At 63.1% G+C, this 25004-nt stretch carries 24 protein-coding genes and 1 pseudogene; 11 read left to right on the forward strand and 14 right to left on the reverse strand.

What is annotated here, in order from left to right:
• From CQ13_RS17800 to CQ13_RS17810, 3 genes are all read left to right on the forward strand, one after another.
• Nucleotides 1-401 (forward strand): transposase (locus CQ13_RS17800; RefSeq protein ID WP_197427206.1); only part of this gene is annotated, 401 nt, incomplete at its 5' end.
• A gap of 653 nt (nucleotides 402-1054) precedes the next feature.
• Nucleotides 1055-1567: a DUF1269 domain-containing protein gene (locus CQ13_RS17805; protein ID WP_057844154.1), complete on the forward strand. Its 513-nt coding sequence runs from the start codon at nucleotides 1055-1057 to the stop codon at nucleotides 1565-1567.
• A 583-nt stretch (nucleotides 1568-2150) separates the two neighbouring features.
• Nucleotides 2151-3356, forward strand: a complete 1206-nt coding sequence (locus CQ13_RS17810) for a M24 family metallopeptidase (RefSeq protein ID WP_057844155.1) — start codon at nucleotides 2151-2153, stop codon at nucleotides 3354-3356.
• 162 nt (nucleotides 3357-3518) lie between these two features.
• On the opposite strand, the gene CQ13_RS17815 is transcribed toward CQ13_RS17810, so the two are convergent.
• Entirely contained in the window at nucleotides 3519-3896 is a 378-nt protein-coding gene (locus tag CQ13_RS17815; RefSeq protein ID WP_057844156.1) for a rhodanese-like domain-containing protein, read from the reverse strand.
• Nucleotides 3897-4095: 199 nt separating this feature from the next.
• Nucleotides 4096-4902 (reverse strand): enoyl-CoA hydratase/isomerase family protein, encoded by an 807-nt coding sequence (locus tag CQ13_RS17820; protein ID WP_057844157.1) that lies wholly within the window; start codon nucleotides 4900-4902, stop codon nucleotides 4096-4098.
• 247 nt (nucleotides 4903-5149) lie between these two features.
• Here CQ13_RS17820 and CQ13_RS47155 point away from each other — a divergent pair.
• From CQ13_RS47155 to CQ13_RS17840, 5 genes and pseudogenes are all read left to right on the forward strand, one after another.
• Nucleotides 5150-5260, forward strand: a pseudogene (locus CQ13_RS47155) (hypothetical protein); the annotation flags it as partial.
• Nucleotides 5259-6296 (forward strand): MFS transporter, encoded by a 1038-nt coding sequence (locus tag CQ13_RS17825; RefSeq protein ID WP_430649695.1) that lies wholly within the window; start codon nucleotides 5259-5261, stop codon nucleotides 6294-6296. The pseudogene CQ13_RS47155 and the gene CQ13_RS17825, both read left to right, overlap by 2 nt.
• 27 nt (nucleotides 6297-6323) lie before the next feature.
• Nucleotides 6324-6965 (forward strand): nitrile hydratase subunit alpha, encoded by a 642-nt coding sequence (nthA, locus tag CQ13_RS17830; RefSeq protein ID WP_057844158.1) that lies wholly within the window; start codon nucleotides 6324-6326, stop codon nucleotides 6963-6965.
• On the forward strand, nucleotides 6965-7624 hold the full coding sequence (gene nthB / locus CQ13_RS17835; protein WP_057844159.1) for a nitrile hydratase subunit beta: 660 nt from the start codon (nucleotides 6965-6967) through the stop codon (nucleotides 7622-7624). Before nthA ends, nthB begins: the two co-directional genes overlap by 1 nt.
• Nucleotides 7624-8010, forward strand: a complete 387-nt coding sequence (locus CQ13_RS17840; protein ID WP_057844160.1) for a nitrile hydratase accessory protein — start codon at nucleotides 7624-7626, stop codon at nucleotides 8008-8010. The genes nthB and CQ13_RS17840 overlap by 1 nt, the downstream gene beginning before the upstream one ends.
• Here the strand turns inward: CQ13_RS17840 and queC are convergent.
• On the reverse strand, nucleotides 8007-8720 hold the full coding sequence (gene queC / locus CQ13_RS17845) for a 7-cyano-7-deazaguanine synthase QueC (protein ID WP_057844161.1): 714 nt from the start codon (nucleotides 8718-8720) through the stop codon (nucleotides 8007-8009). The genes CQ13_RS17840 and queC overlap by 4 nt on opposite strands.
• Before the next feature lie 130 nt (nucleotides 8721-8850).
• Between queC and mazG the strand changes: the two genes are divergently transcribed.
• The gene (gene mazG, locus CQ13_RS17850) at nucleotides 8851-9699 is read left to right on the forward strand and encodes a nucleoside triphosphate pyrophosphohydrolase (RefSeq protein ID WP_057844162.1); all 849 of its coding nucleotides are present in this window, start codon (nucleotides 8851-8853) and stop codon (nucleotides 9697-9699) included.
• 20 nt (nucleotides 9700-9719) lie between these two features.
• Here the strand turns inward: mazG and hflX are convergent, their stop codons facing one another.
• The 7 genes from hflX to dusB all read right to left on the reverse strand — a co-directional run bounded on the left by hflX (nucleotide 9720) and on the right by dusB (nucleotide 19159).
• Nucleotides 9720-11096, reverse strand: a complete 1377-nt coding sequence (hflX, locus tag CQ13_RS17855; protein ID WP_057844163.1) for a GTPase HflX — start codon at nucleotides 11094-11096, stop codon at nucleotides 9720-9722.
• 11 nt (nucleotides 11097-11107) lie between these two features.
• Nucleotides 11108-11356, reverse strand: a complete 249-nt coding sequence (gene hfq / locus CQ13_RS17860) for an RNA chaperone Hfq (protein ID WP_006020546.1) — start codon at nucleotides 11354-11356, stop codon at nucleotides 11108-11110.
• A gap of 300 nt (nucleotides 11357-11656) precedes the next feature.
• Entirely contained in the window at nucleotides 11657-13027 is a 1371-nt protein-coding gene (gene ntrX / locus CQ13_RS17865) for a nitrogen assimilation response regulator NtrX (protein WP_028346102.1), read from the reverse strand.
• Nucleotides 13017-15362, reverse strand: a complete 2346-nt coding sequence (locus CQ13_RS17870; protein WP_057844164.1) for a sensor histidine kinase NtrY-like — start codon at nucleotides 15360-15362, stop codon at nucleotides 13017-13019. Before CQ13_RS17870 ends, ntrX begins: the two co-directional genes overlap by 11 nt.
• A 171-nt stretch (nucleotides 15363-15533) precedes the next feature.
• On the reverse strand, nucleotides 15534-16976 hold the full coding sequence (gene ntrC / locus CQ13_RS17875) for a nitrogen regulation protein NR(I) (RefSeq protein ID WP_057844165.1): 1443 nt from the start codon (nucleotides 16974-16976) through the stop codon (nucleotides 15534-15536).
• Between the two features lie 9 nt (nucleotides 16977-16985).
• Nucleotides 16986-18161, reverse strand: coding sequence for a two-component system sensor histidine kinase NtrB (locus CQ13_RS17880; RefSeq protein WP_057844166.1), 1176 nt, complete (start codon nucleotides 18159-18161; stop codon nucleotides 16986-16988).
• Entirely contained in the window at nucleotides 18158-19159 is a 1002-nt protein-coding gene (dusB, locus tag CQ13_RS17885; RefSeq protein WP_082637528.1) for a tRNA dihydrouridine synthase DusB, read from the reverse strand. The genes CQ13_RS17880 and dusB overlap by 4 nt, the downstream gene beginning before the upstream one ends.
• 285 nt (nucleotides 19160-19444) lie before the next feature.
• Between dusB and CQ13_RS17890 the strand changes: the two genes are divergently transcribed.
• Together CQ13_RS17890 and CQ13_RS17895 are read left to right on the forward strand one after the other, a co-directional pair.
• Complete coding sequence (locus tag CQ13_RS17890) at nucleotides 19445-20641, forward strand: bifunctional 2-C-methyl-D-erythritol 4-phosphate cytidylyltransferase/2-C-methyl-D-erythritol 2,4-cyclodiphosphate synthase (RefSeq protein ID WP_057844168.1); 1197 nt, start codon at nucleotides 19445-19447, stop codon at nucleotides 20639-20641.
• Nucleotide 20642: 1 nt separating this feature from the next.
• Nucleotides 20643-21254, forward strand: coding sequence for a CinA family protein (locus tag CQ13_RS17895; protein ID WP_057844169.1), 612 nt, complete (start codon nucleotides 20643-20645; stop codon nucleotides 21252-21254).
• On the opposite strand, the gene CQ13_RS17900 is transcribed toward CQ13_RS17895, so the two are convergent.
• The 4 genes from CQ13_RS17900 to CQ13_RS17915 form a co-directional block, all read right to left on the reverse strand.
• On the reverse strand, nucleotides 21217-22902 hold the full coding sequence (locus tag CQ13_RS17900; protein ID WP_057844170.1) for a thiamine pyrophosphate-binding protein: 1686 nt from the start codon (nucleotides 22900-22902) through the stop codon (nucleotides 21217-21219). The two genes, CQ13_RS17895 and CQ13_RS17900, sit on opposite strands and share 38 nt — an antisense overlap.
• A 106-nt stretch (nucleotides 22903-23008) precedes the next feature.
• Nucleotides 23009-23923 (reverse strand): NAD(P)-dependent oxidoreductase, encoded by a 915-nt coding sequence (locus tag CQ13_RS17905; RefSeq protein WP_057844171.1) that lies wholly within the window; start codon nucleotides 23921-23923, stop codon nucleotides 23009-23011.
• Nucleotides 23924-23986: 63 nt separating this feature from the next.
• Complete coding sequence (locus CQ13_RS17910; RefSeq protein ID WP_057844172.1) at nucleotides 23987-24460, reverse strand: type II toxin-antitoxin system RatA family toxin; 474 nt, start codon at nucleotides 24458-24460, stop codon at nucleotides 23987-23989.
• Entirely contained in the window at nucleotides 24460-24999 is a 540-nt protein-coding gene (locus tag CQ13_RS17915; protein WP_057844173.1) for a P-loop NTPase family protein, read from the reverse strand. Before CQ13_RS17915 ends, CQ13_RS17910 begins: the two co-directional genes overlap by 1 nt.
• Nucleotides 25000-25004 lie beyond the last annotated feature (5 nt).

Consider the following 25004-nt stretch of genomic DNA (forward strand, 5'->3'; position numbering starts at 1 on the left):
GCCCGGGCGGAAAGCGGCTCGGAACGAGCGGCACCGTGCACGAGGGCAAGACGCTGTTGTATCGTGCGAGCAAGCTCGACTGCGATGTATGCCCGCTCAAACCGCAGTGCTGTCCAAAAGAACCATCGCGCAAGATCCCGCGCGACATACATGAGCACGCCCGGGACGTCGCCCGGTCGTTCGCTGGCACCGAGGGCTTCGAGACATCACGACGTGAGCGCAAGAAGATCGAGATGCGGTTTGCGCACCTGAAGCGCATCCTTAAGCTCGGTCGACTTCGACTGCGTGGTCCACAAGGCGCCCAGGACGAGTTTGTTTTAGCTGCCATCGCTCAGAACCTGAGGCGGCTCGCGTCACTGGTTGCGCGACCGCCACCGGCAGAAGTTCTGTGCACCGCGTAGCGTTGGAGTTGAGCGCCAAGGCCGGCGGCGTTAAGCCGCCGTCCTAACAAAACGCCAAACGACCCGATCCCTTGCACCCGACTTTTGCAACAAAATCCGCCAAAACCGGACCTCTACAACCGCCGATCACTACCCTCGCCCGTGGCGCAGTATCCAAAGCAAGGCTGGCATGCTGTTTTCGCTTATCGGCGGAGTTGAGGCGGAAAAACGAAACGGCTTTGGCATTTTGGTTGTGGGCACGCTGCCCGGCAACATCTAGTTAGCGCGCTTGCGGTCCGCCACAAAAGCAAGCGCGCGCTCAGGCTCGCGAGCTGATTGAGCTGTCGCTGGTCCGTCTATCAGATCGGCAACGTTCACCGCATCGTGAAGGCACGCTCAAGGCGAGGCTTGAGCACCAATAGCTTCTCAAGTTGTTGTTGGCTTCGAAAGCAGGACCAGAGTTGCCGCCAGAAGCAGGCGCTTCTGATCGAAGGCGTTGGACTCGTCTCTTGCCGAGACTGGCAGCGCTTGTCGTCCCGCCAGTCGCAATGTGAGTGGCGGCAATTCCTCGGAGGGCCCGCCACTCTGCCGCGCCAGCAAACGTCAATCGAAGATTTGGACGTCACAGACAAAGCAATGCCGATATTAAAACCTGTCTACGAAAGGAGAGCACAATGAGCGATCTGGTCGTTCTCGGCTTTGATGGCCTGCACACCGCAGATGAGGTGCTCAACAAGCTGCGGTCTCTGCAGAAGGAGTACCTCATTGATCTCGAAGATGCTTGCGTCGTTGAACGCGAGAAAGGCGGTAAAGTCTACCTCAAGCAAGCCGTCAGCCTAACGAAAGTTGGCGCGGCCACCGGCGGGACCACCGGCGCCTTGTGGGGCGCGCTTGTCGGTCTCCTCTTCCTGAATCCACTCGCCGGAATGGCGCTCGGTGCAATTGCCGGTGCCGGCATGGGCGCTTTATCAGGCTCTCTCACCGACTTCGGAATCCGTGATGACTTCATCAAGAAGCTCGGAGAGACGATTCCGGAAGGATCCTCTGCGCTCTTTGTGCTCTTCAGGAAAGTCACCGAAGACAAGGTGCTGCCGGAGATCGAACCATTCAAGCCGCGCGTCCTTCGAACTTCCCTCTCAAGCGATGCGGAGAAGAGGCTCACGACCGAGCTAAGCAAGGCGCCGTGAGTCGAGGAAACAGCTAAGGCACTAGAAGAGGCTCGCCCTGCTAAACTACGGATTGGCAGTTCGAGCTATTTCGATCTGAATTTTAGTTCTTGATCACATGGAGGCGGGCATGAACACCCGGGCCGTATGCGGCGCTTTGATCATGAGCGGATTGGTGGCAATCGCTGCACCTTCAAATCTGTCTCTGGCTCAATCGACTGACACCGGCGTGTCCGCGCCAAAGGATACCGGCGCATCCGCCCCAAAGAGTGCCACGCCAAATACGAATATGAACCCGACGAAACACCGGTATTGGCGTCAGCGCGGCGGAAGGCATCCGCACTATGGCAGCCGGCGCGTTCGTACCTAGGCAGAGGCATCACTGGGGCGGCGTTTCTCGGGGAAACTACCGGGCGCCCTAGCGTTTTGGCGAGCGAGGCTCAGACGCAGCCGGAAACGACAGCCAGCGTTCGTCAATCTGCATTGGAGCTCGCCGATTTCATCGCTGGTAGGAACCCCGCTTCCCACTCACAATGCGGCTCCAGGCCAAACACAAAGCCCCGAGGCCGGCTGGTTCAAGCCGGCCGCAACGGAGGTCCTCATCATGCAAGACCGCGTCAGTCGCCCGACCGAATCTCGCGCCATTCCATTTGACACCGCCAAGCTCGATTCCCTTATGGAAGCGGCTGGACTCGATATCCTGGTCGCGACGTCCAAGCACAATGTCCAATACCTGCTCGACGCGGAGCGCGCGATCTTCTTCGACTACATGGACGCGCTCGGCGTCAGCCGCTACTTGCCCGTCCTGATCTACCCGAAGGGCGCGCCCGACAAGGCGGCCTATGTCGGGCACCGGCTGGAAACGCACCAGCGGGCCGTGGCGCCACTTTGGGTTCCGCAAGTCCGTACCGAAGGCAACGGCTCGTTGGATGCCGTTTCGCTGGCGGTAGGCCTGATCAAGAGCGCGGGCGTACCGATGAAGCGCATCGGCGTCGAAATGCCGTTTCTGCCGATGGATGCCGGCAAGGCCCTTTCGGACGCCCTGCCCGATAGCGAGATCAAGGATGCGCTGTTGGTGCTCGAGCGCCTGCGTGCCGTGAAGTCGCCGGCGGAATTGGCCAAGCTGAAAAAGGCCTCCGAATTGGTGATCGAATCCATGAACGAGGTGATCGCAAACCACGGCCCGGGCACCACCAAGCAGCAGCTTTTCGACGCACTGAGGATCGCAGAGGTCAAGCGCGGATTGACTTTCGAGTATTGCCTGCTGGCCTGCGGCGCCAGCCACAACCGGGCGCCTTCCGCCGACCGCTGGGAAAGCGGCGACGTGCTCTCGCTGGATTCCGGCGGCAACTATCACGGCTATATTGGCGACCTCGCGCGGATGGCCGTGCTGGGCGAACCGGACAGCGAATTGAAGGATCTTCTGGCGGACATCGAAGCCATCCAGCGGGCGGCATTCGCCGCGGTGCGGCCGGGCGCGATGGGCGGCGAAATCTATGCCGCGGTGGAAGAGCGGCTCGCGCAGTCGAGCCAGCACGACTGCACCGACTTCCTGGCGCACGGCATGGGGCTAGTCAGCCACGAGGCCCCTCGCCTGACGGCCAAGGGACCCATTCCTTACGATGACCCGGACGCGCGCCGGCCCTTGGAGTCCGGCATGGTGGTGTCGATCGAAACGACGATGAAGCACCCGCGCCGCGGCTTCATCAAGCTGGAGGACACGGTTGCAGTGACCGCAACTGGCTACGAGATCTTCGGCGAAGGCAGCCGCGGCTGGAATATTGGCGGCAGCAGCGTAGTGCCGCGGTGAAGTTGTTCGTTTGGCTTTGAAGTCAACAAAGGCCCGACTTCACGCCAGCTCAGTGGACCGCCGCGGGCGCCGGCAAGTCCACTGACCGAAGACCATGTGGTGACTTGAAGGTTGCGAGACCGTCGCGCGATGCGCGGTCGTGCGCGAACGTTGGCTTGCGCCTCAGCCCTTTTCGACGTCTCCGCCTGCCTCCAACCAGCCTTTGAAGCCGCCGAGATTGCGTACGTTGCCGTAACCCATATCCTTCAGCGTCTTTCCCACCAGCGCGGAACGCCCGCCGGATGCGCAGTAAGCAATAACCGTCTTGGTCCGGTCGAAGGCCTTATCATGCATCGCCGAGGCAGGATCCGCCTTGAACTCCACGAGGCCGCGCGGTATGGCGAGGGCACCCGGAACTTTTCCAGAGGCAGTAACTTCCGCCGGCTCTCGAACGTCGAGGAAAAGCACATCGGCCCTCCCTAGCAATCCCTTGGCTTCATCGGGACTGATACGCGGGACTTCGGCATCGGCTTCGGCGAGCATCGCTTGTACGGTTTTCATTAGGCCTTCTCCAGATGTGGGCTCGCCAGCAACGGCGCTAAGCTCCCGCAAGGCGCGCAATGCTCGCAGGTTGCAGGGGGCAAATAGCCCATCCTGTTTTGGTTTCGATCATGCAATTGAAGGATGCTGCGCTATATTTTTGGGTGTGGCAATCCCCACTGGTTGTCGCGGCAAATCTGGCCAGCGCGGCGATACTGCGCTATTTCCCCCTGAACTTCGGCTTGCGTCGCTCCAGAAACGCTGCCACGCCTTCCTTGTGATCCTCGGTCATGCTCGCCAGTGCGAACTGGTCGACGTCCATGTGGCTGGCGAGATCATCGAGCGCATGCGCAAGGCGATTGACGGTCAGCTTGGTCATGGCGACGGATAGTGGCGGCTGAGCAGCTATTTTAGTGGCGAGCGCCATCGCTGCGTCGAAGGCCTTGCCGGGATCGGCCACCTCCTCCACCAGGCGCCATTCGTAAGCCTCGGCCGCGGTGATGCGCTGGTCGGCCAGGATTACGGCCTGTTTGGTGCGGGCCGGTCCCATCAGATGCAGCATACGCGGCACGCTCTGCCAGCTCATATTCATGCCGAGACCGATCTCGGGCACGCGCATATGGGCATCTCTGGCCATCACCCGGAAATCCAGCGCAACCGCCAGCGCCACGCCGCCGCCGACGCAAAAGCCCTCGATGGCGCCGATCGTGATCTGCTCCATGTCCTGCCAGGCCTGGGTCAGTCGCGGCCCAAGCTTCAAGTGCCGGCGCAAGGCTCCGAGATCCATGGTCTTGCGCGAAAGACCCTCGGGGTCCTTGAGATCAAAGCCGGCGCTGAACGACTTTGCGCCGCCTGTCAGCACCACGACAGAGGTGTCGCCATCATCTTCAAAACTGCGAGCAGCATCAGTGAGCTGGCGTAGCGCCTCCGGCGACAACGCGTTGATGCCGTCGCCGCGGTCGAAACGCACCACAGCGATACGGCCGTCGGGCCCGAGGCCTTTTTCAATCGTCACAAACCCGGTCAATCCATCGCTCCCTGTCCGTCACCTTTCGAAAGTTTAGACCAGAAATAATTTCGGCGAACCTGAATCCTTCGTCGGTTCCTGTTCGTCTTGTTCGCGAAACATCGCATCCGCTTGGCGCGGATCGGAGCGAACAAGGAGTATTTTGCAGATGGGACCATCATATCGCTGGGTGATCGTAGGCACGGGCGCATTGATGACATGCGTCGGCATCGGCGCCATGTTCTCACTGGCCGTTTATCTGGAACCGATGTCGACGGAAACGGGATGGTCGCGCGCCGGAATTTCGGGTGCGATGACCATCGATTTCCTGACCATGGGCATTGCCGGGTTTGCCTGGGGCGCGGCCAGCGACAGGTTTGGCACGCGTCCGGTCGTCCTCTGCGGCGCCCTGCTCCTGGGTTCGGGCCTGTTTCTCGCCAGCCGCGCGACCTCCCTGCTCGAATTTCCAGCTCGCTTACGGCGTTCTCGTCGGCCTCGCCGCAGGCGCCTTCTTCGCGCCGATGATCGCCGCCGCGACGGTGTGGTTCGAGAACAACCGCAGCCTTGCCGTCTCGCTGGTGTCCGCAGGCATGGGCGTGGCGCCGATGACAATCTCGCCATTCGCGCGCTGGCTGATCTCGACCTATGATTGGCGTACCGCGATGATGATTGTGGGCTTGATGGCGTGGGCCTTGCTGATACCGGCCGCGCTGCTGGTCCGGCAACCGCCGGCGGTGAGACCATCCGCCTCGCCGGCATCGGGCGCTGACAACGATCCGGGAACGGGATGGTCTGTTGCGGGTGCGCTTCGCTCGCCCCAGTTCGTGGTGCTGGCGCTGACATTCTTCGCCTGCTGCGCCGCGCATTCCGGGCCGATCTTCCATATGGTCAGCTACGCGATGCTTTGCGGCATCCCGGCGATGGCTGCGGTCAGCATCTATAGCGTGGAAGGTTTGTCGGGGCTCGGTGGCCGTCTCCTCCTCGGCATCCTCGCCGATCGGCTGGGCGCCAAGCGGGTGCTGGTCTGCGGCCTCCTGGTGCAGGCGCTGGCGATTGGAACCTATCTCTACGTCAGCAAGCTCGCCGAGTTCTACGCGCTCGCGATCGTGTTCGGAACGGCTTATGGCGGAGTGATGCCGCTCTATGCCGTGCTGGCGCGCGAATATTTCGGCCCCCGGATCATGGGAACTGTGTTCGGCGCCGCGACGATGGTATCGAGCCTTGGCATGGCGTTCGGGCCGTGGGCCGGCGGAATGATCTTCGATACCTTCCACGATTACCGCTGGCTTTACATCGGCGCGCTCAGCGTTGGCCTCGCCGCAATGGCGATTGCGTTGACGTTCCCGCCACTGCCGTCGCGATCACGCGAGCGGCTGCAGGCCGGCTTAAAGAGCGGATTCCCTGCCTCGACATAGCCCGGATTTTGCGCCTATCCTGACGCCATGAGCGACCATGACCACGACAACCACGGCCATCATCACCACCACGACCACTCCGAACTCTCGGAGACCGAGCTGCGCGTGCGCGCACTGGAATCGATCCTCACCGAAAAGGGCTATGTCGATCCGGCCGCGCTCGACCTCCTGATCGATCTCTATGAAAAGAAAATCGGACCGCGCAACGGCGTTCGCGTTGTCGCCAAGGCATGGAGCGATCCCGCCTACCGCGAACGGCTGATGAAGGACGCAACCGCTGCGATTGCCGAGCTCGACTATTCCGGCCGCCAGGGCGAGCACATGGTCGTCGTAGAGAACACGCCCGAGCAGCACAACATGGTCGTGTGCACGCTGTGCTCCTGCTACCCGCACCCCGTGCTGGGGCTTCCGCCAGTCTGGTACAAATCCGCGCCCTATCGCTCGCGCGCCGTGTCCGATCCGCGTGGCGTGCTCAGGGATTTCGGCGTGACGCTGCCGGACACCACCAAAATCCGGGTCTGGGATTCCACCGCCGAAATCCGCTACCTCGTGCTGCCGATGCGCCCTGAGGGTACTGAGGGCTGGAGCGCCGAGCAACTCGCCGAACTCGTCACCCGCGATAGCATGATCGGCACCGGCCTGCCCAAACAGCCCGGTGAGGCTACCTGATGGACGGCGCGCATGACATGGGCGGCGCCAAGGGTTTTGGGCCCGTCGTGCCCGAGCCGAACGAGCCGGTGTTTCATGCTGACTGGGAGCGCCGGGCCTTTGCGCTGACGGTTGCCATGGCACGCCCCGGAGGCTGGAACATCGATATGTCGCGGTTTGCACGCGAGAACCGCCCTCCTGAGGATTACCACAGCAAGAGCTATTTCGAATTATGGCTGGCCGGGCTGGAAACGCTGATGATCGAGCGCGGGCTGGTGACGCGCGAGGAAATCGAGGCGGGCAAAGTGCTGTCGCCGCCTAAGCCTGGCGTCAAGCCGATCGCTCCAAATGAGGTCACGCCAGCGATCCGCCGCGGCGGCCCGACCGAACGCGAGGCGAAAGCAGCTGCGATGTTTGCAATCGGCGACACTGTGCGGATGAAAGACATTCACCCGGTGACGCATACGCGGCTGCCACAATATGTCCGCGGCCATCTCGGCACCATCGAGCTCAATCACGGCTGCCACGTCTTTCCCGACACCAACTCGCTCGGCCAAGGCGAAGACCCGCAATGGCTCTACACAGTCAGGTTCGACGGGCCGGAATTGTGGGGCAAGGACGGCGATTCGACGCTCAGCGTCTCCGTCGACGCCTGGGAATCCTATCTGGAGCGCGCGTGATGGATCTAAGCCCGCAGCAGGCGATGCGCGCCGCGGTCGCCGTCCCCGGCGTGCCGCGCGATGAAGACGGCCCGGTGTTTCGCGAGCCATGGGAGGCGCGCGCCTTTGCGCTGGCGCTGGCGTTGCATGAGGCCGGTGTCTTCACCTGGAAGGAATGGGCGGAGACGCTGGGCGCGCAGATCAAGCGCGCACAGGCCGAAGGCGATCCAGATATGGGCGAGACCTACTACCGGCACTGGCTCGCGACGCTGGAAACGCTCGTTGCCGCCAAGGGCGTCACAACGTCAGATGTCCTGCACCGCTACCGTGACGCCTGGGACCACGCCGCCGACCGCACTCCGCACGGCGCGCCGATCGAGCTCACGCCGGCGGACTTTACTCGTTAGGCCAGTGCCGCGTATTCCCGCCAGCCCTTCGCCCGCAGCGCACAGGCCGGGCATTCGCCGCAGCCATAACCCCAATCGTGCTGTGCGCCGCGCTCGCCGAGATAACAGGTGTGGGAATGCTCGCGGATCAGATCGACCAGCCCTGCTCCGCCGAGTTCATGCGCAAGCCTCCAGGTGGCTGCCTTGTCGAGCCACATCAGCGGCGTATGCAGCTCAAAATTCTTCGCCATGCCGAGATTCAGCGCGGACTGCATCGCCTTGATGGTCTCGTCGCGGCAGTCTGGATAGCCGGAATAATCGGTCTCGCACATGCCGCCGACGATGTGGCGGATGCCACGGCGGTACGCCAGCGCCGCGGCGAAGGTGAGAAACACCAGGTTACGGCCTGGCACGAAGGTGTTGGGTAAGCCGTCGGCGCCCATTTCGATCGCGACATCCCGAGTCAGCGCGGTATCGGAAATTTCCGCAAGCGTTGGGATCTCCAGCGTGTGGCTCTCGCCGAGTTTTGCCGCCCAATCCGGCCGCAACGACCTTAAGCCCGACAGGAGCCGGTCGCGGCAGTCGAGCTCGATGGCGTGGCGCTGGCCGTAGCTGAAGCCGAGCATTTCGACGCGCGCAAACTGCCGCAAGGCCCAGGCCAGGCAGGTGGTGGAATCCTGGCCGCCGGAAAACAGCACCAGCGCGGTTTCGGACGGTGATTGGTCGCTCATGACGGGCAATTAGCACTCCCGCGCCCCAAGGCCAACCGGTGGAAATTGCCTCGATTTGGGCCTGTTCCGCTGGGATCGGTCGACCGCTTGCGGCATAAAGCGGCCTGCCCCTCCAAGCGACGGAAATCCCATGACCCCTTCCCGCGATATTTCCCGCCTCATCGAGATCATGGCGGCGCTGCGAACGCCGGTCACCGGCTGCCCGTGGGACCTCGAACAGAACTTTGCGACGATCGCGCCCTACACCATCGAAGAAGCCTATGAGGTGGCCGATGCGATCACACGCGGCGATCTCGATGATCTCCGCGAGGAACTCGGCGATCTCCTGCTGCAGGTCGTCTATCACGCCCGCATGGCGGAAGAGCAAAACGCATTTGCCTTCGGCGACGTGGTCGAGGCGATCACAGGCAAGCTGATACGCCGTCATCCGCATGTGTTCGCCGACAGGGACGGCAACATCGCTCCCGCGGGCATCAAGAGCGCGTGGGAACGCATAAAGGCTGAGGAAAAGGCCGAGCGCGCGGCGCGGCGGCCGCCGGAGGAGACCGCGCACAGATCGCTGCTGGCAACCGTCAAGGCCGGCCAGCCGGCCCTGACGCGCGCGATGGAATTGCAGCGCAAGGCCTCAACCGTCGGCTTCGACTGGAACGATCCCCGCGCAGTCCTGCATAAGATTCGCGAGGAGGCTGACGAAATCGAAGCAGCCCTGGACAACGGCAAGCCTGACGAACTCGCGGCGGAAACCGGCGATCTCCTGTTCGCGCTGGTCAATCTGGCGCGGCATGTCGGCGCCGATCCCGAAACCGCGCTGCGCGGCACCAACGCCAAGTTCGAGCGCCGTTTTGCCTATATCGAGCGCGTACTCGCGGCCAAAGGCCGCTCGCTCGAGGACGCATCGCTAGCCGAAATGGATGCGTTGTGGGATGAAGCCAAGGAAGCTGAACAGCCGGCCGCCTCAGCGCAGAGTGATCGGAGATAGGACGCGCGTTCGCGCGACAATTACGCCACCCGCGGAACGGCATCAAACCGCGACACCACGATATCGCGCTTGGTCTCGTCGACGCGCACCGTCATGTCGAAACGTCCGTCGCGGAGTTCCTTGTTGAGCACTTCGGCATTGCGATGCAGCCAACTTATGCCGGCGCCATCGGAAGCGTCGATGGAGAGGTCGAGCGTCGTGCGCGTCGCCGCCAGGCGATCCTCGATCGCGGTCAGCAACGCATCGATCCCCTCGCCTGACGCGGCGGAGACCAGGAAGCATGGCCGCTCCGGCGGACGGCGCGCGGCGATGTTGCGCAGGTTCTCGCGTTCCTCGGGATCGAAGCGATCGATCTTATTCCAGACCTCGAGGATACGTGCGCCGGCATCCGGATCGATGCCGAGCTGACGCAGCACGGCATCAACGTCGCGCTCCTGCGCCTCCGCGTCTTCATGCGAGATGTCGCGGACGTGGAGAATGATATCGGCCTCCAGCACTTCTTCCAGCGTGGCGCGGAAGGCGGCGACGAGCTGCGTCGGCAGGTTGGAGATGAATCCGACGGTGTCCGAGAGCATCGCCTTGCCGCCATGCGGCAGGCTCAGCGCGCGCAAGGTCGGATCCAGCGTCGCAAACAGCATGTCGGCCGCCTGCACGTCGGCGCGCGTGAGCCGGTTGAACAGGGTCGATTTGCCGGCATTGGTGTAGCCGACAAGCGCAACCACGCGATACGGCACCCGCTGCCGGCCGGCGCGGTGCAGCCGCCGCGTCGCCTGCACCTTCTTCAGTTCATTTTCCAGCCGCGTGATACGGTCGCCGATCAGGCGGCGGTCGGCCTCGATCTGGGTCTCGCCGGGACCGCCCATGAAGCCGAAACCGCCGCGCTGGCGCTCCAGATGGGTCCAGGACCGCACCAGACGGCTGCGCTGATAATTCAGGTGTGCGAGCTCGACTTGCAGCGCGCCTTCCTTGGTCTTGGCGCGGCGGCCGAAAATTTCCAAAATCAGCCCGGTGCGGTCGAGCACCTTGGTGTTCCAGGCCTTCTCGAGGTTGCGCTGCTGGATCGGCGACAACGCGCAATCCATCACCACCAGCTCGATGTCATGGCCTGCGATCAGGCCCGTGATCTCCTCGACCTTGCCTTTGCCGAGGTAAGTCGCTGGACGGATCTGGGTCACTGGCGCAATCAGCGCATCGGCGATCGTGAGGTCGATGGCGCGCGCCAGACCCGTGGCTTCCTCGAGCCGGCCCTCGAAATCGCGCACAGCCTCGTTCGCCTGCGCATCGGCATCGCCGCGGCGCATTCGCAAATATGGGCCGATGACGATCACCCGCCCGCTTTGTTTGGCCCCCGCCGACCGCGGACGGTCGACGCTCCCTTCACGGTCGAAGGGTTCCAATCAATTCACTCTCAAGCCGGAGCATCCTCGCCGCCCTCGAACAACTGGATCGGAGCGCCGGGCATGATGGTCGAGATCGCATGCTTGTAGACTAGCTGCGAGTGGCCGTCGCGCCGAAGCAGCAAGCAGAAATTGTCGAACCAGGTGACTATCCCCTGCAGCTTTACTCCGTTGACCAGAAAGATCGTTAGTGGCGTTTTTGTTTTACGAACGTGATTTAGGAAGGTGTCTTGTAGATTTTGTGCGCGGTCTGCCGCCATTGTTTTTGTCCCGCCGTCTTGTGCTTCTTTTTATTAAGCCGGTTGTTACTCTCTCACGGAGCCTGCCCCGACCTGCCGGCCCACCCTGAGATCCCCCTCCGGTCGGCTCGGCAGCACGATTAGAGGGTACGCGCGGTTATTAGGCAAGCCAGTTCGGGCGCCACCGGCGCGGAACCCAGTGGCCATTCTCCGCAAGTGTCCGGAAAGAGATAAATATTCCCAAGCAGATGCATGGATCGGAGAGACCCCATTGGGTTGGGCGCGCGTTCGATTCGAGTCGCATACGCGATTCAATCAGCGTCAGCCAACACCCAGTGCCTTGAGCTTGCGGTGCAGTGCCGAACGCTCCATGCCGACGAATTCGGCTGTACGCGAAATATTGCCCGAGAACCGGCTGATCTGCGCGATCAGGTAGTCACGCTCGAACACTTCCCGAGCCTCGCGCAGCGGCAACCCCATGATGTGCTCGCCATTATTGCTGGTCGGCATCGCCGGCACCATCGAGCCGACGTCCTGAGGCAGCATATCGGCCGTGATGATCGCTTCCGGACCGCCGCCGGCCAGAATCATGACGCGCTCGACATTGTTCCGGAGCTGGCGGACGTTGCCGGGCCAGACATGGGACTGCAATACCGCCATTGCATCCTGGCCGATCTGCCGCTTCGGCAAGCCCGTCGCCGCCGATATCTGGTCCATGAAATAATCGATCAGTTCGGGGATATCCTCGCGGCGTTCCGACAGCGGGGGAACACGGATCGGCACCACTGACAGTCGATGGTAGAGGTCCTCCCGGAATCGCCCTTCCGCGATCTCCTCCTCCAGATTGCGCGCGGTCGAGGAGATGATTCGGACGTCGACATGAATCTTGGCAGCGCCTCCCGAGCGTTGAAAGGTCTGATCGACCAGCACGCGCAGGATCTTGTTCTGGGTTTCGCGCGGCATGTCGGCGATTTCGTCGATAAACAGCGTGCCGCCGTGCGCCTCTTCCAACGCGCCAGGCTTGCGCGGCTGCTCGCCGTTCGTCTGCTCGATGCCGAACAGCTCGACTTCCATCCGTTCCGGGGTGATCGCCGCGGCGTTGATGACGACGAACGGGCCTTCTGCCCGGCTCGATGCATTGTGCAGCGTGCGCGCTGCCAACTCCTTGCCCGAACCGGAGGGGCCGACGATCAGGATACGGCTGTTGGCCTTGGCCGCGCGGTCGATGGTCTGGCGCAACTGGTTCATGCAGGCGGAGCGCCCGGTGAGAACGCTCGCGGTGGGAGCCAGTTGCTTGAGTTCCTTCACCTCGCGCTTGAGGCGCGAGGTCTCCAGCGCCCGCGTCGCCACCAGGATCAGCCGGTCGGACTTGAACGGCTTTTCGATGAAGTCATAGGCGCCCCGCTTGATCGCCGCCACCGCGGTCTCGATGTTGCCGTGGCCGGAGATCATCACCACCGGAACGTCGGCGTGCTCCTTCTTGATTTGCTCGAGCAGTTGCAGGCCGTCGAGCTTGGAGCCCTGCAGCCAGATATCGAGAAACACCAGATGCGGGCGGCGGTTGGCGACCTCGGCCAACGCCGAATCGCTATCGCGCGCGGTACGGGTATTGAAGCCTTCGTCTTCCAGGATGCCCGCAACGAGGTCACGAATATCGGCTTCGTCGTCGACAATCAGAATGTCACTGGCCATGGGTTACACCTGCCTTGTCAGTTGCCCGTTGCGGCTTCGGTTTTTGTTCATCATTGGTCGCGGATGCCGCCTCATTGGTTTCGTCAATCTGTGGTTTTGCCTCCGGAGCCGGTTGCTTCGGCGCATGGCCGGATACGGCGAAACGCAGCCGCATCCAGGCGCCGCGCTGTCCGGGGCGGAAATCGGAGGCGTCCTTGAGCTCGATGCGGCCGCCATGGTCTTCCAAGACGCGGCCGACGATGGCGAGCCCGAGACCAGTGCCCTTCTGGCGCGTCGTCACATAGGGCTCCAGCAACCGCGCGCGGCTCACTTTCGGCAGGCCGATACCGTTGTCGATCACGTCGATCACGATGTCGTCGTTTTCGCGCGCGGCGATGACGTCGATGCGTCCCTTGCTGAGTTCTTCCGGCGGCACCTGCTCGATCGCCTCCGTCGCGTTCTTGATGATGTTGGTCAGCGCCTGGGAGATCAACCGGCGATCGAACTGCGCGCGCATCGGATCCTGCTTGATATCGGCCTCGATATCGAGATCGGGATGTCCGACCTTCATCAGGAATACCGCCTGTCGCACGGTATCGGCGACGTCCTCGCCTTCCATGACCGGCTTTGGCATCCGCGCGAAGCGGGAGAATTCATCAACCATCCGCCTGATGTCGTCGACCTGCCGCACGATGGTTTCGGTACATTGTTCGAAGATGTTCTTGTCTTCGGTGATGACCTTGCCGAATTTGCGGCGGATGCGTTCGGCCGAAAGCTGGATCGGCGTCAGCGGATTCTTGATCTCATGGGCGATGCGGCGCGCCACGTCGCCCCATGCCGAGGTACGTTGCGCGGAGACGAGCTCCGTGATGTCGTCGAGCGTGATGATGTAGCTGTCGCGCGACTGGCTGGTCTGCTCGGCGCTGACGCGGACCGACAGGTTGCGCTCGTGGCCGTCGCGGTTGATCGTGATCTGGCCTTGCACCAGGCGCTGCGTCCCCTCACGCGCGGTCTTCATCATGTCGTCGAGCTCGGGCAGCACGTCCGACAGCGGATGGTCCAGCGTCTCCGATTCGGCGTGGCCGATGAGTTTTTCGGCCGAGCGATTCAGAATGCCGACGCTGCCCGAAGCGTCGACGCCGATGATACCGGCGCTGGCCGAGGACAGCACCGCCTCGATGAAGCGGCGTCGGCTGTCGATCAGCTCCGAGGCGCTGACCAGCTCGTCGCGCTGGGTACGCAATTCGGCCGTCATCTTGTTGAAGGTCTCGCCGAGTTGGGCGAGATCACCCTCGGATTTATGGACCGGCACCTGGACATGCAGATCGCCGGTCGAAACGATGTTGGCCGCGCTCATTAGATTGCGGATCGGCGCCACCAGCCAGTTGGCGAAATTCAGCCCGATCAGCACCGACGCCATCAGAATGGTCAGCGCAATCACCGCAAACATCAGCGCGAAGGCGACCTGAATGCCGAGTCGGCGGGCTTCGATCTGGGCATATTCGGCGACGCTGGCCTCGGTCTGCTTGAGCTGGCTGATCACACGCGGATCGAGCAGGCGTGCCACGTAAAGGAAGGTATCGTCAAAGGCGCGCAACCGGATCACCGCGGCCACATAATTGGCTTCGGGAAAGACCGCGATCGGCGGCTCATCTTCATTGACGTTGCTGAGAAATTCCTGCGGCGGTGTCGTGAATTCCTGCTGGATTCCGGTCTTCGCCGTAACCAGGATGTTGCCATTCTTGTCAACCAGCATCGCGGCCGGCAGGTTTCGCGCGGCCGCATTCGCGGTCAGCAGTTCCTGAAACGACCGCCGGTCCTGATCATACAACGGTCGCGCACGGGCAATATCTTCCGTCATTCCCAGGATGTCGCCGCGGATAAGCCTTGCGTGCTCCTGCATGTAGGCACGGGCAACGGTCAGCGAGTTCTCTATGACCTCGCGTGTCGGACCCGAGAACAGCCGGTCGAGGCCGCGGTCGATGGTCACGTTGGCGACGATCGCGACGAGTACGGCCGGCAGCACGGCGATGATGGAGAACAGGCTGACGATCTGAACGTGCAGCCGTGCCGCGGCCCGGCCGCGCCGCCGCGCCTGGATCACCAGCCAGACTTCGCGGGCGATGATTGCGACCAGCAGAAGTGTGGTCGCTGCATTGATCAGCAGGAACGAATAGACAACCTGGCGCGTCGGCTCGATCGGCGTCAGACCGGCCAAGACGATGAAGGTCAGAAATGCTGACAGCAATGCGATCGCCACCGCAAACGGCGCCACCCACTTCCGCAGGATCCCCCCTCCGGATTCGGTAAGCGATGGGTCGAACGATGGTGCCGAGTTCGTCTCTGCGGTGGTCATTCCGGCAATTCGGTGAGCTGAAAGGGGTTATGGCCCGCCGGGGCGCGGACTGATGCATTCATATCACAATGTTGCCGAATTGCGACAATTCCACGGCGAGTCCGACCGCTAAAGCGATCGATCCCCAGCGGCGTCACCCGTCTTTATTGCGGAAGGAAGCAGGTGCAACCCCTAGCCGCCGCTCCGATAGACCTGGATATCGAGATCCCTGATCTTCTTCCGCAGCGTATTGCGGTTGAGGCCGAGCAGATCGGCCGCGCGAATCTGGTTGCCGCGCGTGGCCGCCAGCGCCGCAGTGAGCAGCGGTACCTCGATTTCCTTGAGGATGCGGTGGTAGAGGCCCGGCGGCGGCACGCCGTTCGGAAAGCCCGAGAAGTGCGAGGACAGGTAGGCCTCGACCGCGCCCCCGAGGTTTTCAACGCCGATCGGGGCGTTGGCGCCCGAGGTGACCGCCGGCGGCGCCAGCTCACCATCGATCACCGAGGCCGTAATGACGTCCTGCGGATAAAGCGCGGCCAGCCGGCGCGCGAGGTTTTCGAGCTCGCGTACGTTGCCAGGCCAACGGTGCTGCTTGAGCCGTTCCAGCGCCAGCGTGTCGAGCTTCTTCGGCGGCAAACCGTCCTTTTCGGCGAGCGAAAAGAAGTGCCGGATGAGATCGGGCAGATCCTCGATCCGCTCACGCAACGGCGGCAGGCGCAGAGGCACCACGTTCAGGCGGAAGAACAAGTCTTCCCGGAACAGACCCTGCTGGATCAGGATGCGCAAATCCTTGTTGCTTGCCGCCACGATCCGTACGTCGGTCTTGATCGGGGTACGGCCGCCGACGGTGGTGTATTCGCCCTGCTGCAGTACCCGCAGCAGCCGCGTCTGCGCCTCCATCGGCATGTCGCCGATTTCATCAAGAAACAGAGTGCCACCCTCGGCCTGTTCAAACCGGCCTGAGGCGCGGGTGTTGGCGCCGGTGAACGCGCCGCGCTCGTGGCCGAACAACTCCGATTCGATCAGATCGCGCGGGATCGCCGCCATGTTGACGGCGACAAACGGGCCGTTGCGGCGCTTGCCGTAGTCGTGCAGCGCGCGGGCAACCAGTTCCTTGCCGGTGCCGGACTCGCCGGAGATCATCACCGTGAGGTCGGTCTGCATCAGCCGCGCCAGCACCCGGTAGATCTCCTGCATCGCCGGCGAGCGGCCGACCAGGGGAATCGAATCGAATTCACCCTCGTCCGCGGCGCTTGTCAGCCGCTCCTTCGGCTCGGCCAATGCGCGGCCGACGATGGTGATGAGCTCCTTCAGGTCGAATGGCTTCGGCAGATATTCATAGGCGCCGCGTTCCGAGGCCCGGATCGCCGTCATGAAGGTATTCTGTGCGCTCATGACGATGACGGGAAGGTTCGGCCGCATCTTCTTGATGCGGGGCAGGAGATCGAACGCGTTCTCGTCCGGCATCACCACGTCGGTGATGACGAGGTCCCCCTCGCCCTGGCTGACCCAGCGCCATAGCGTCGCGGCATTTCCGGTCAGGCGCACTTCATATCCGGCGCGCGAAAGAGCCTGGTTCAGAACCGTGCGGATGGCGGTGTCGTCATCGGCAACGAGTATGCTACCTGCGGGCATTGCTATTCCTCATCTTGCGTCCTGTGAGGCAGGCGGCAGCGTACCCGGAACGCCGTCGCGGTTGCTTTGGTCGAACTGTTTGGTGGGATTGAACATCGGCATCAGCACGCGGAACGTCGTCTTCCGCGGCTGGGATTCGCATTCGATGATGCCGCCGTGATCGCCGACGATTTTGGCAACCAGGGCGAGACCCAGCCCGCTCCCGGTCTGCTTCGTCGTCACGAAGGGATCGAACAGGTTCGGCAGCAGGTCCTCCGGCACGCCGGAGCCGTTGTCCTTGACGCAGAATTCGAGCGGCAGCGACACCCGCGACTTCTTGCCCGGCACCGACAGGCGAACGCCCGGGCGGAAAGCGGTGGTGAGCTGGATTTCCGCGTCGCTACCGAGATCGGCGACCGCTTCGGCCGCGTTCTTCACGAGATTGAGGAAGACCTGAATGAGCTGGTCCTGATTGGCCAGCACCGGCGGCAGGGACGGATCGTAATCCTCGATGAAGCGGATGTTGCGGGCGAAGCCGGATTGCGCTAGCCGCTTCACGTGATCGAGTACGGAGTGGATGTTGACCGCCCCGCGCGCCACCGGGCGGTCGTCGCCGAACACTTCCATGCGGTCGACCAGGGTGACAATGCGGTCGGCCTCATCGCAGATCAGCCGCGTCAGCATGCGGTCTTCGGACGAGGCCGCCTGCTCCAGCAATTGCGCCGCGCCGCGGATGCCCGACAATGGGTTCTTGATCTCGTGCGCCAGCATCGCGGCCAGCGCGATTACCGAGCGCGCCGCGCTCCGGTGCGTCAACTGCCGGTCCATTTTGTCGGCGATGGTGCGCTCCTGCAGCATCACGACGATGTGGCCGGGCCGTTCGGTGAGCGGCGCTACGTGCAGATCGACCTGGCGATCGCCGCCGATGCGAGGCGTGCCGAGATCGACCTTGTATTCGTTCACCGGCGAGCCGCTCGATCGCACCTGGTCGATAAGCGCCAGCAGTGGGCTGCCGAACGGCACCAATTCTTTCAGCGACTGCCGCCGCAGGAACTGCGTCGAAATCTCGAAGAAGGATTCGGCGGCGATGTTGGCGTCGATGATGCGGCCGTCCGGCGCCACCAGCAGCACCGGGTTGGGCAGCGCGTTTAGAATGGCCTCGCTTTCGGAGGGCATGGCGCGGCGATATTCTGCGGCTGAATTCATGCAGCAGCACTCCATGCGAAATCGTCGAACGCGTCCTGGAGTGATCGATGCACGCGATGCGGATCCTCCGACGTCAGAATCGTTTGCCGCCAGCCCTTCAGCGTCTTCGCGGGCGCGCGGCTGCATTGCGCCGCCACCTCCAGCGCCCAGCCGAGATGCTTGCGCGCATGCTTGAGCCCGATGCGCAGCCCGTAATGGCTGCAGATTTCGTCGTAGAGTGCGCGCACATGCGCGAGTTGTTCGGCCAGCGACGGCGCAGTCTCAGCCTGTCCGGTCTCAAGCCGACGGCCGATCTGGCCCGGCAGCCAGGGCTGGCCCTGCGCACCGCGCCCGATCATCACGGCGTCCGCGCCCGACACTTCCAGTGCGCGGACCGCCTGCTCGAATGAGGTGATGTCGCCGTTGACGACGAGCGGCACGGAAACCGCGTGCCTGACCGCCCGCACGCCGGCCCAATCGGCGACGCCTTTGTAAAACTGGCAGCGCGTGCGCCCGTGCACGGTGATCATCTGCACCCCGGCGGCTTCCGCGCGGCGCGCCAGCTCGGGTGCGTTGAGCGAGCGATCGTCCCAGCCGAGCCGCATCTTCAGCGTCACCGGCACCTTGACCGCCACGATCGTGGCTTCGATCAGCTTGAGGGCATGATCGAGATCGCGCATCAGCGCCGAGCCGGACTGGCCGCCGGTGACATGACGCGCCGGACAGCCCATGTTGATGTCGATGATGTCGGCGCCGGCAGCCTCCGCAACCCTCGCCCCCTCCGCCATCCAGTGCGCCTCGCAGCCCGCGAGCTGAACGACATGCGATCCGACACCGGCTGTCTCGCAGCGCAGAATTGACATCGGCCTGCCGTGCACGAGTTCGTCGCTGGCGGTCATCTCCGAGACGACCAGTCCGGCGCCGAGCGTGGCGGCAAGGCGTCGAAAGGGGGCATCGGTGACGCCGGACATCGGCGCCAGAAGGACCCGGTTGGCGACAGCAATCTCGCCTATTTTCAACGGCTTAGGGCGTGAACTTTCCGGGCCGGTCACGGCGTTCTCATGGTTGGGGCGGCGGCTTCATTGCAACCGTCGGCGCATATTGTGAGCACAAATCTTGGGCAGTCAAGCTTCTTGCCTACACTTTAGACAGATCTATCATTTGTGCAAGTGCACTGCAACAAAAACCGCTTTTCCCACAGCGCATGGGAAACGCTCTGTTTTTCCGTATCCGGCATGGTAAGGGCTGTGCGCCAGCGCGCCCGACACCCTCCTCAACCCTGATTCGTTTGTATTTGAGTGCAGATGCCCAGACCTGAGCGTACCGCAGCCATCCTCGTCGCAGCCGGACGCGGGCTTCGCGCCGGTGCCGGGGGGCCCAAGCAATATCGCGAGATTGGCGGGCAGACCGTGATCTTCCGCGCCATGGAGGCGTTCTGCCGGCATCCGGACATCTTCGCCGTGCAACCGGTGGTGAACCCCGATGACGCCGCCATCTTCAACGAAGCGGTCGCAGGACTGCACCATCAACCTCCCACCAGTGGCGGAGCCACCCGTCAGGCCTCGGTGCATGCTGGACTCGAGGCGCTGGCTGCGGACAAGCCCGACATCGTCCTGATCCACGATGCCGCGCGTCCCTTTGTGACCTCGGCTGTGATTTCGCGCGCGATCGATGCCGCCGGTCGAACGGGCGCCGCCGTTCCGACAATTCCCGTCACTGATACGATAAAGCAGGTCGGTGATGCCGGTCACGTCGAGGCGACGCCGGAACGCGCATGGTTGCGAATCGCGCAAACGCCGCAGGCGTTTCGCTTCGATGTCATTCTCGATGCCCATCGCCGCGCCGCGCGCGACGGCCGCAGCGACTTCACTGACGATGCGGCGCTCGCGGAATGGGCGGGATTGACGGTAGTGACCTTTGAAGGCGATCCTGCAAACATGAAACTGACGACGCCTGAAGATTTCATTCGTGAAGAAGCCCGGCTCGCCGCCCAGCTCGGCGACATCAGGACCGGCACCGGCTACGACGTGCACGCCTTCGGCGACGGTGATCATCTGATGCTCTGCGGCGTACGAGTGCCGCACGTCAGAGGCTTTCTCGCCCATTCCGACGGCGACGTCGGCCTGCACGCCCTGGTCGACGCCATCCTCGGCGCGCTGGCCGACGGCGATATCGGCTCGCACTTTCCGCCGAGTGATCCACAGTGGAAGGGTGCGGCGTCCGACAAATTCCTCAAATATGCCGTCGATCGCGTCACCGCGCGGGGCGGACGGATCGCCAATCTCGAAGTCACGATGATTTGCGAGCGCCCGAAGATCGGGCCGCTGCGCGATGTCATGCGCGCCCGCATCGCCGAGATCACCGGGCTCAACATCTCCCGCGTTGCGGTGAAGGCGACGACCAGCGAACGGCTCGGCTTTACCGGCCGCGAGGAAGGCATCGCCGCAACCGCGAGCGCTACCATCCGCCTGCCTTGGAGCGATAAAGGTTGGAGCGAGTAAGATGAGCGGCAGCGACGCCCGCGCCCTCGCCCGCTCGCTGCTTGATTTGTGCCGGATGCGCAAGCTGACGATCGCCACCGCGGAGTCCTGCACAGGAGGCCTGGTGGCCGGCGCGCTCACCGACATTCCCGGCTCTTCGGACGTGATCGACCGCGGTTTCGTCACTTATTCCAATGAAGCCAAGCGCGCGATGCTCGGCGTCAAAGCCTCGACGCTGACAACCTTCGGCGCGGTCAGCAAGGAAACCGCGACTGCAATGGCGGTCGGCGCGCTGGAAAAGGCCGGCGTCGATCTTGCGGTATCGATTACCGGCATCGCTGGCCCCGGCGGCGCCACGCCGGGAAAGCCGGTCGGCCTCGTGCATTTCGCGGTTGCGTCGCGCGACGGCAAGATCCTGCATCGCGAATTCCGTTTCGGTGCGATCGGCCGCACCACCGTGCGCCAGCGCTCGGTGGTGGAAGCGCTGCGCATGTTGATGGAATTGGCGCGCGGCCCGCAGCCGCCGGTCAAACCGCGACGCGAAACGATGAGCCGGCTGCGCCCGCGGGTCGCCCGTACGCCGCGGCGCAGCGCCGTCAAACGGCGCCGGCCGACGCCGCGGCCAAAGCCTTAGCGCGCGTTTCGCTCAGCGAGCTCACCGGCGTCAACGCCTCCGGGCTGATCGAAAGCTCGATGATCGCCGGAAGTCCGCTGCCGACAGCCTCGTCGAAGGCGCGCGCGAAATCCTCCGTACGCTCGACATATGCTCCGAACCCGCCACAGGCGCGTGCCAGTGCGGCAAAGTCGGGGTTGGCCAGATCGGTGCCGGAGACACGGCCGGGATAGGTTCGCTCCTGGTGCATCCGGATGGTGCCGTACATGCCGTTGTTGCAGACGATCACAATCAGCGGCAGCCGGTTTTCGACCGCGGTCATGAACTCCAATCCGGTCATCTGGAAGCAACCGTCACCGGCGAACGCGATCACCGTTCGCTCGGGATGCAGCAACTTGGCGGCAACGGCTGCGGGCAACCCATAGCCCATCGATCCCGAGGTCGGCGCGAGTTCGGTACGAAATTGCCGATAACGCCAGAAACGGTGCACCCAGACGGCATAATTGCCGGCGCCGTTGCAGATGATGGTGTCAGGGGGCAAGCGATCGCTCAAACCGCGTACGACCTGCGAGAGCTGTACGTCGCCTGGCGAGCGGGTCGGCTCGGTGAAGGCGAGATAGTCGGCATGCGCCGCCTTGACGTAGTCGGCGCGCGATTGGTGCTTTGGCTCCAGCCGCTTGATCGCGGCTGCAAAGGCCGTGCTGCTTGCGACCACGCCGAGCCTTGGCGAATAGACGCGGCCGATCTCTTCCGGGTCGGGATAGACGTGAACCAGCGGCTGCTTCGGTTTCGGAATATCGAACAGCGTGTAGCCGGATGTGGTGGCCTCCCCCAGCCTCGCGCCAAGCGAGATCACCAGATCGCTGGTTCGGATCCGGTCGGCGATTTTTGCGTCGAGACCGATGCCGACATGGCCGCCATAGGCCGGATGGAGATTGTCGAAATAATCCTGGCATCGGAACGAGACGCCGACCGGAACCTCGTGCGCAGCGGCAAACGTTTCGAGATCGCGGCGAGCCTGATCGCTCCATCCGCCGCCGCCGACGATCAGGAATGGCCTCTTCGCCTCCGACAGCAGCGCATGGAATTGCCGCAAGGCGCCGTCATCGGGCGCGACCGGAATCGGATTGTAAGGCGGCGCATCCGCCACCTCCGCGGTATCGGTGAGCATGTCCTCGGGCAGCGCCAGCACGACCGGGCCGGGACGGCCCGAGGTCGCGGTGAAGAAGGCGCGCGAAATGAACTCTGGAATCCGCCGCGCATCGTCGATCTGGGCGACCCATTTCGCCATCGGCCCGAACATCTGGCGATAATCGATTTCCTGGAACGCCTCGCGTTCCATCATGTCGCGTCCGACCTGGCCAAGCAGCAGGATCAGCGGCGTCGAGTCCTGGAACGCGACATGGACGCCGGAGGACGCGTTGGTGGCGCCGGGGCCGCGGGTGGCGAACACGATGCCGGGCCGTCCCGTCAGCTTGCCATAGGCCTCTGCCATCATGGCAGCGCCGCCCTCCTGCCGCGCGTTGATGAACCGCACGCGCTGGCTCTGGTACATGCCGTCGAGGGCAGCCAGGAAGCTTTCGCCGGGCACGCCGAACACGGTGTCGGCGCCGTGCAAGGCCAGTTGCTCGATGAGAATATGGCCACCGGTTCGAAGATTTACGTCCATCGCCTTGTCCTTCCGTTCAGCATTACGGATTTGGGGCCGGCTTAAAGAATGGCGTCGGCACCGGCAACCGGTTTCCTGCGAAATCAGATATGCGGCTGAGCATTTCCTATTGTTGGTCTTTCGGCCGCACCCGTGCGTCCACGCCAGTCACGGCCTCGTAAGCTTTGATGACGGCTGTACAGGACTCGCCGTCGTGCCCGAGCAGCGCCGCCTGCCGGTAGGTCTGGTGCACAGCCTCAGCCATGAACCCGGGCAGACCCGCCTCCTCCAGCCAGCGCGCATAATAGCGGACGTCCTTGCGGGCGTTCGCCAGCGACATCAGCGGGGTGAAGTCGCCATCGAGCGTGGCCTGGCCGTAAAGATCGAGCATGCCGCTCTTGCCGCCGGCCGCCGAGATGATGCGGATGAGCTGCGAGAGGTCGAGCCCGTCCTTGGCCGCGAGCGCAAACCCCTCGCACCACGCCGCCACATTGGCGAAAGCGATATAGTTGTGAATGAGCTTGAGGCGGATCGCGTGTCCCAATGGGCCGATGTGGAAGATGTTTTCGGCATAGAGCTCAAAATAGGGCCTGAGGTCATCGAGCAGCTCGCGCTCGCCGCCGAACAACACATTGACCTTGCCGATGTCGGCGTGTTTCGGGGTTCGCGTCATCGGTGCTTCGGCATACCGACCGCCGGCTGCCCGCACCATGCGGTCGAGCTTTGCGACCATCTGCGGGCTGCCGGTGGTGTGATCCACGACAATGAATCCCGGCGCCGGACTTGCGAGCAGCCCATCGCTGCAAATCATCAACGCCTCGACATCCTCGGCATCATTGACGCAAATCATGACGATGCGGCAATTGTCGCGAATCTCCTGAAGACCGCTGGCCGCGGTCGCGCCGAACGATTTGGCAACGGCCACAGCCGCGGGGTTGAGATCATAGGCGGTGACCGCCACGCCCTTGGCAACGAGGTTCTTGACCAAGCCTCGTCCCATTCCACCGAGGCCGATAAAGCCAACGCGTTCGAATGTCGTCATTTCAACCGTTCCGTTGTTGTTTCCTGGAATCTTTCCGAGGGCAGATCGCGCCGGGTTGCAGAGCTAGATTCGGGTCCCGGTGGCGGGCTTCCCATAGATCACGTCCGCCCGCTTCTCGAACGCCGCGGCAAAACGCTGAAAGGCCGTATCGAACATCGTCCCCATCAGCATCGCCAGCATCCGGCTCTTGAATTCGTAGGACAGGAAGAACTCGACGTCGCAGTCGGTTTCGGATTTCGGTTCGAACGTCCAGCGGTTTTCCAGATTGCTGAAAGGGCCCTTCAGGTATTCGACCATGATTTTCAGGTTCGGCCGGTCCAGCGTCACCCGGCTGGTGAAGGACTCCCGTACCAGCTTGAATGATACCGTCATGTCGGCAACGACGACTTCAGTGCCGTCACCTTTCTGCGTACGCTGCCTTATCCTCAGCGATTGGCACAGCGGCACGAACTCCGGATAGCGCTCGACGTCGGCGACCAGATCGAACATGTGCGACGCCGTATGATGAACCCGGCGCTTGCTGGAAAAGCGAGGCATCAGTGAATACTCGCCGGGTTCTGCTTGAACGCGATTTTCTTCAAGTAATCATTTGCCTGCGCCCAATCGGTAAAGCAGACAAGCGATTGATCGGCGCGCAGTCCCTGAAAATACTCCAAAAGTTTCGGCCGCTGTTGCCGGCGATAGGTCCAGACGTAGTGAAGGAACTCGAAGTCGATTCTCTCGGGACAGCCCTGGGCCATTTCCGGGCGAACACGGCCGTAGCTGCTGGCTACTCGCTTCATGATGCCGAACATGCAGGTCCTGCGCGGCAAGTCGAACCAGATGACGGTGTCGCTGACCTCGCGGCGCAATTCGCCGGCGCCGTACCTAGTGTAATTGCCATCGATAACCCATTGCGGCCGAAGCGCAACCTCGGCCACGCGCTGTCCGAACTCGGCATTGTCGGAAGTGACCCAGCCGGGCCTCCAGGACAACGCATCCAGCGAAATGAAGGGAATGCCTGTTATGTCCGACAGCTGCCTGGCAAACGTCGATTTGCCGGACCCCGACGACCCCATAACAAGAACGCGTTGCATTGGTT

Origin of the sequence: Bradyrhizobium retamae, from assembly GCF_001440415.1 — a bacterium.
Classification (GTDB): Bacteria; Pseudomonadota; Alphaproteobacteria; order Rhizobiales; family Xanthobacteraceae; genus Bradyrhizobium; species Bradyrhizobium retamae.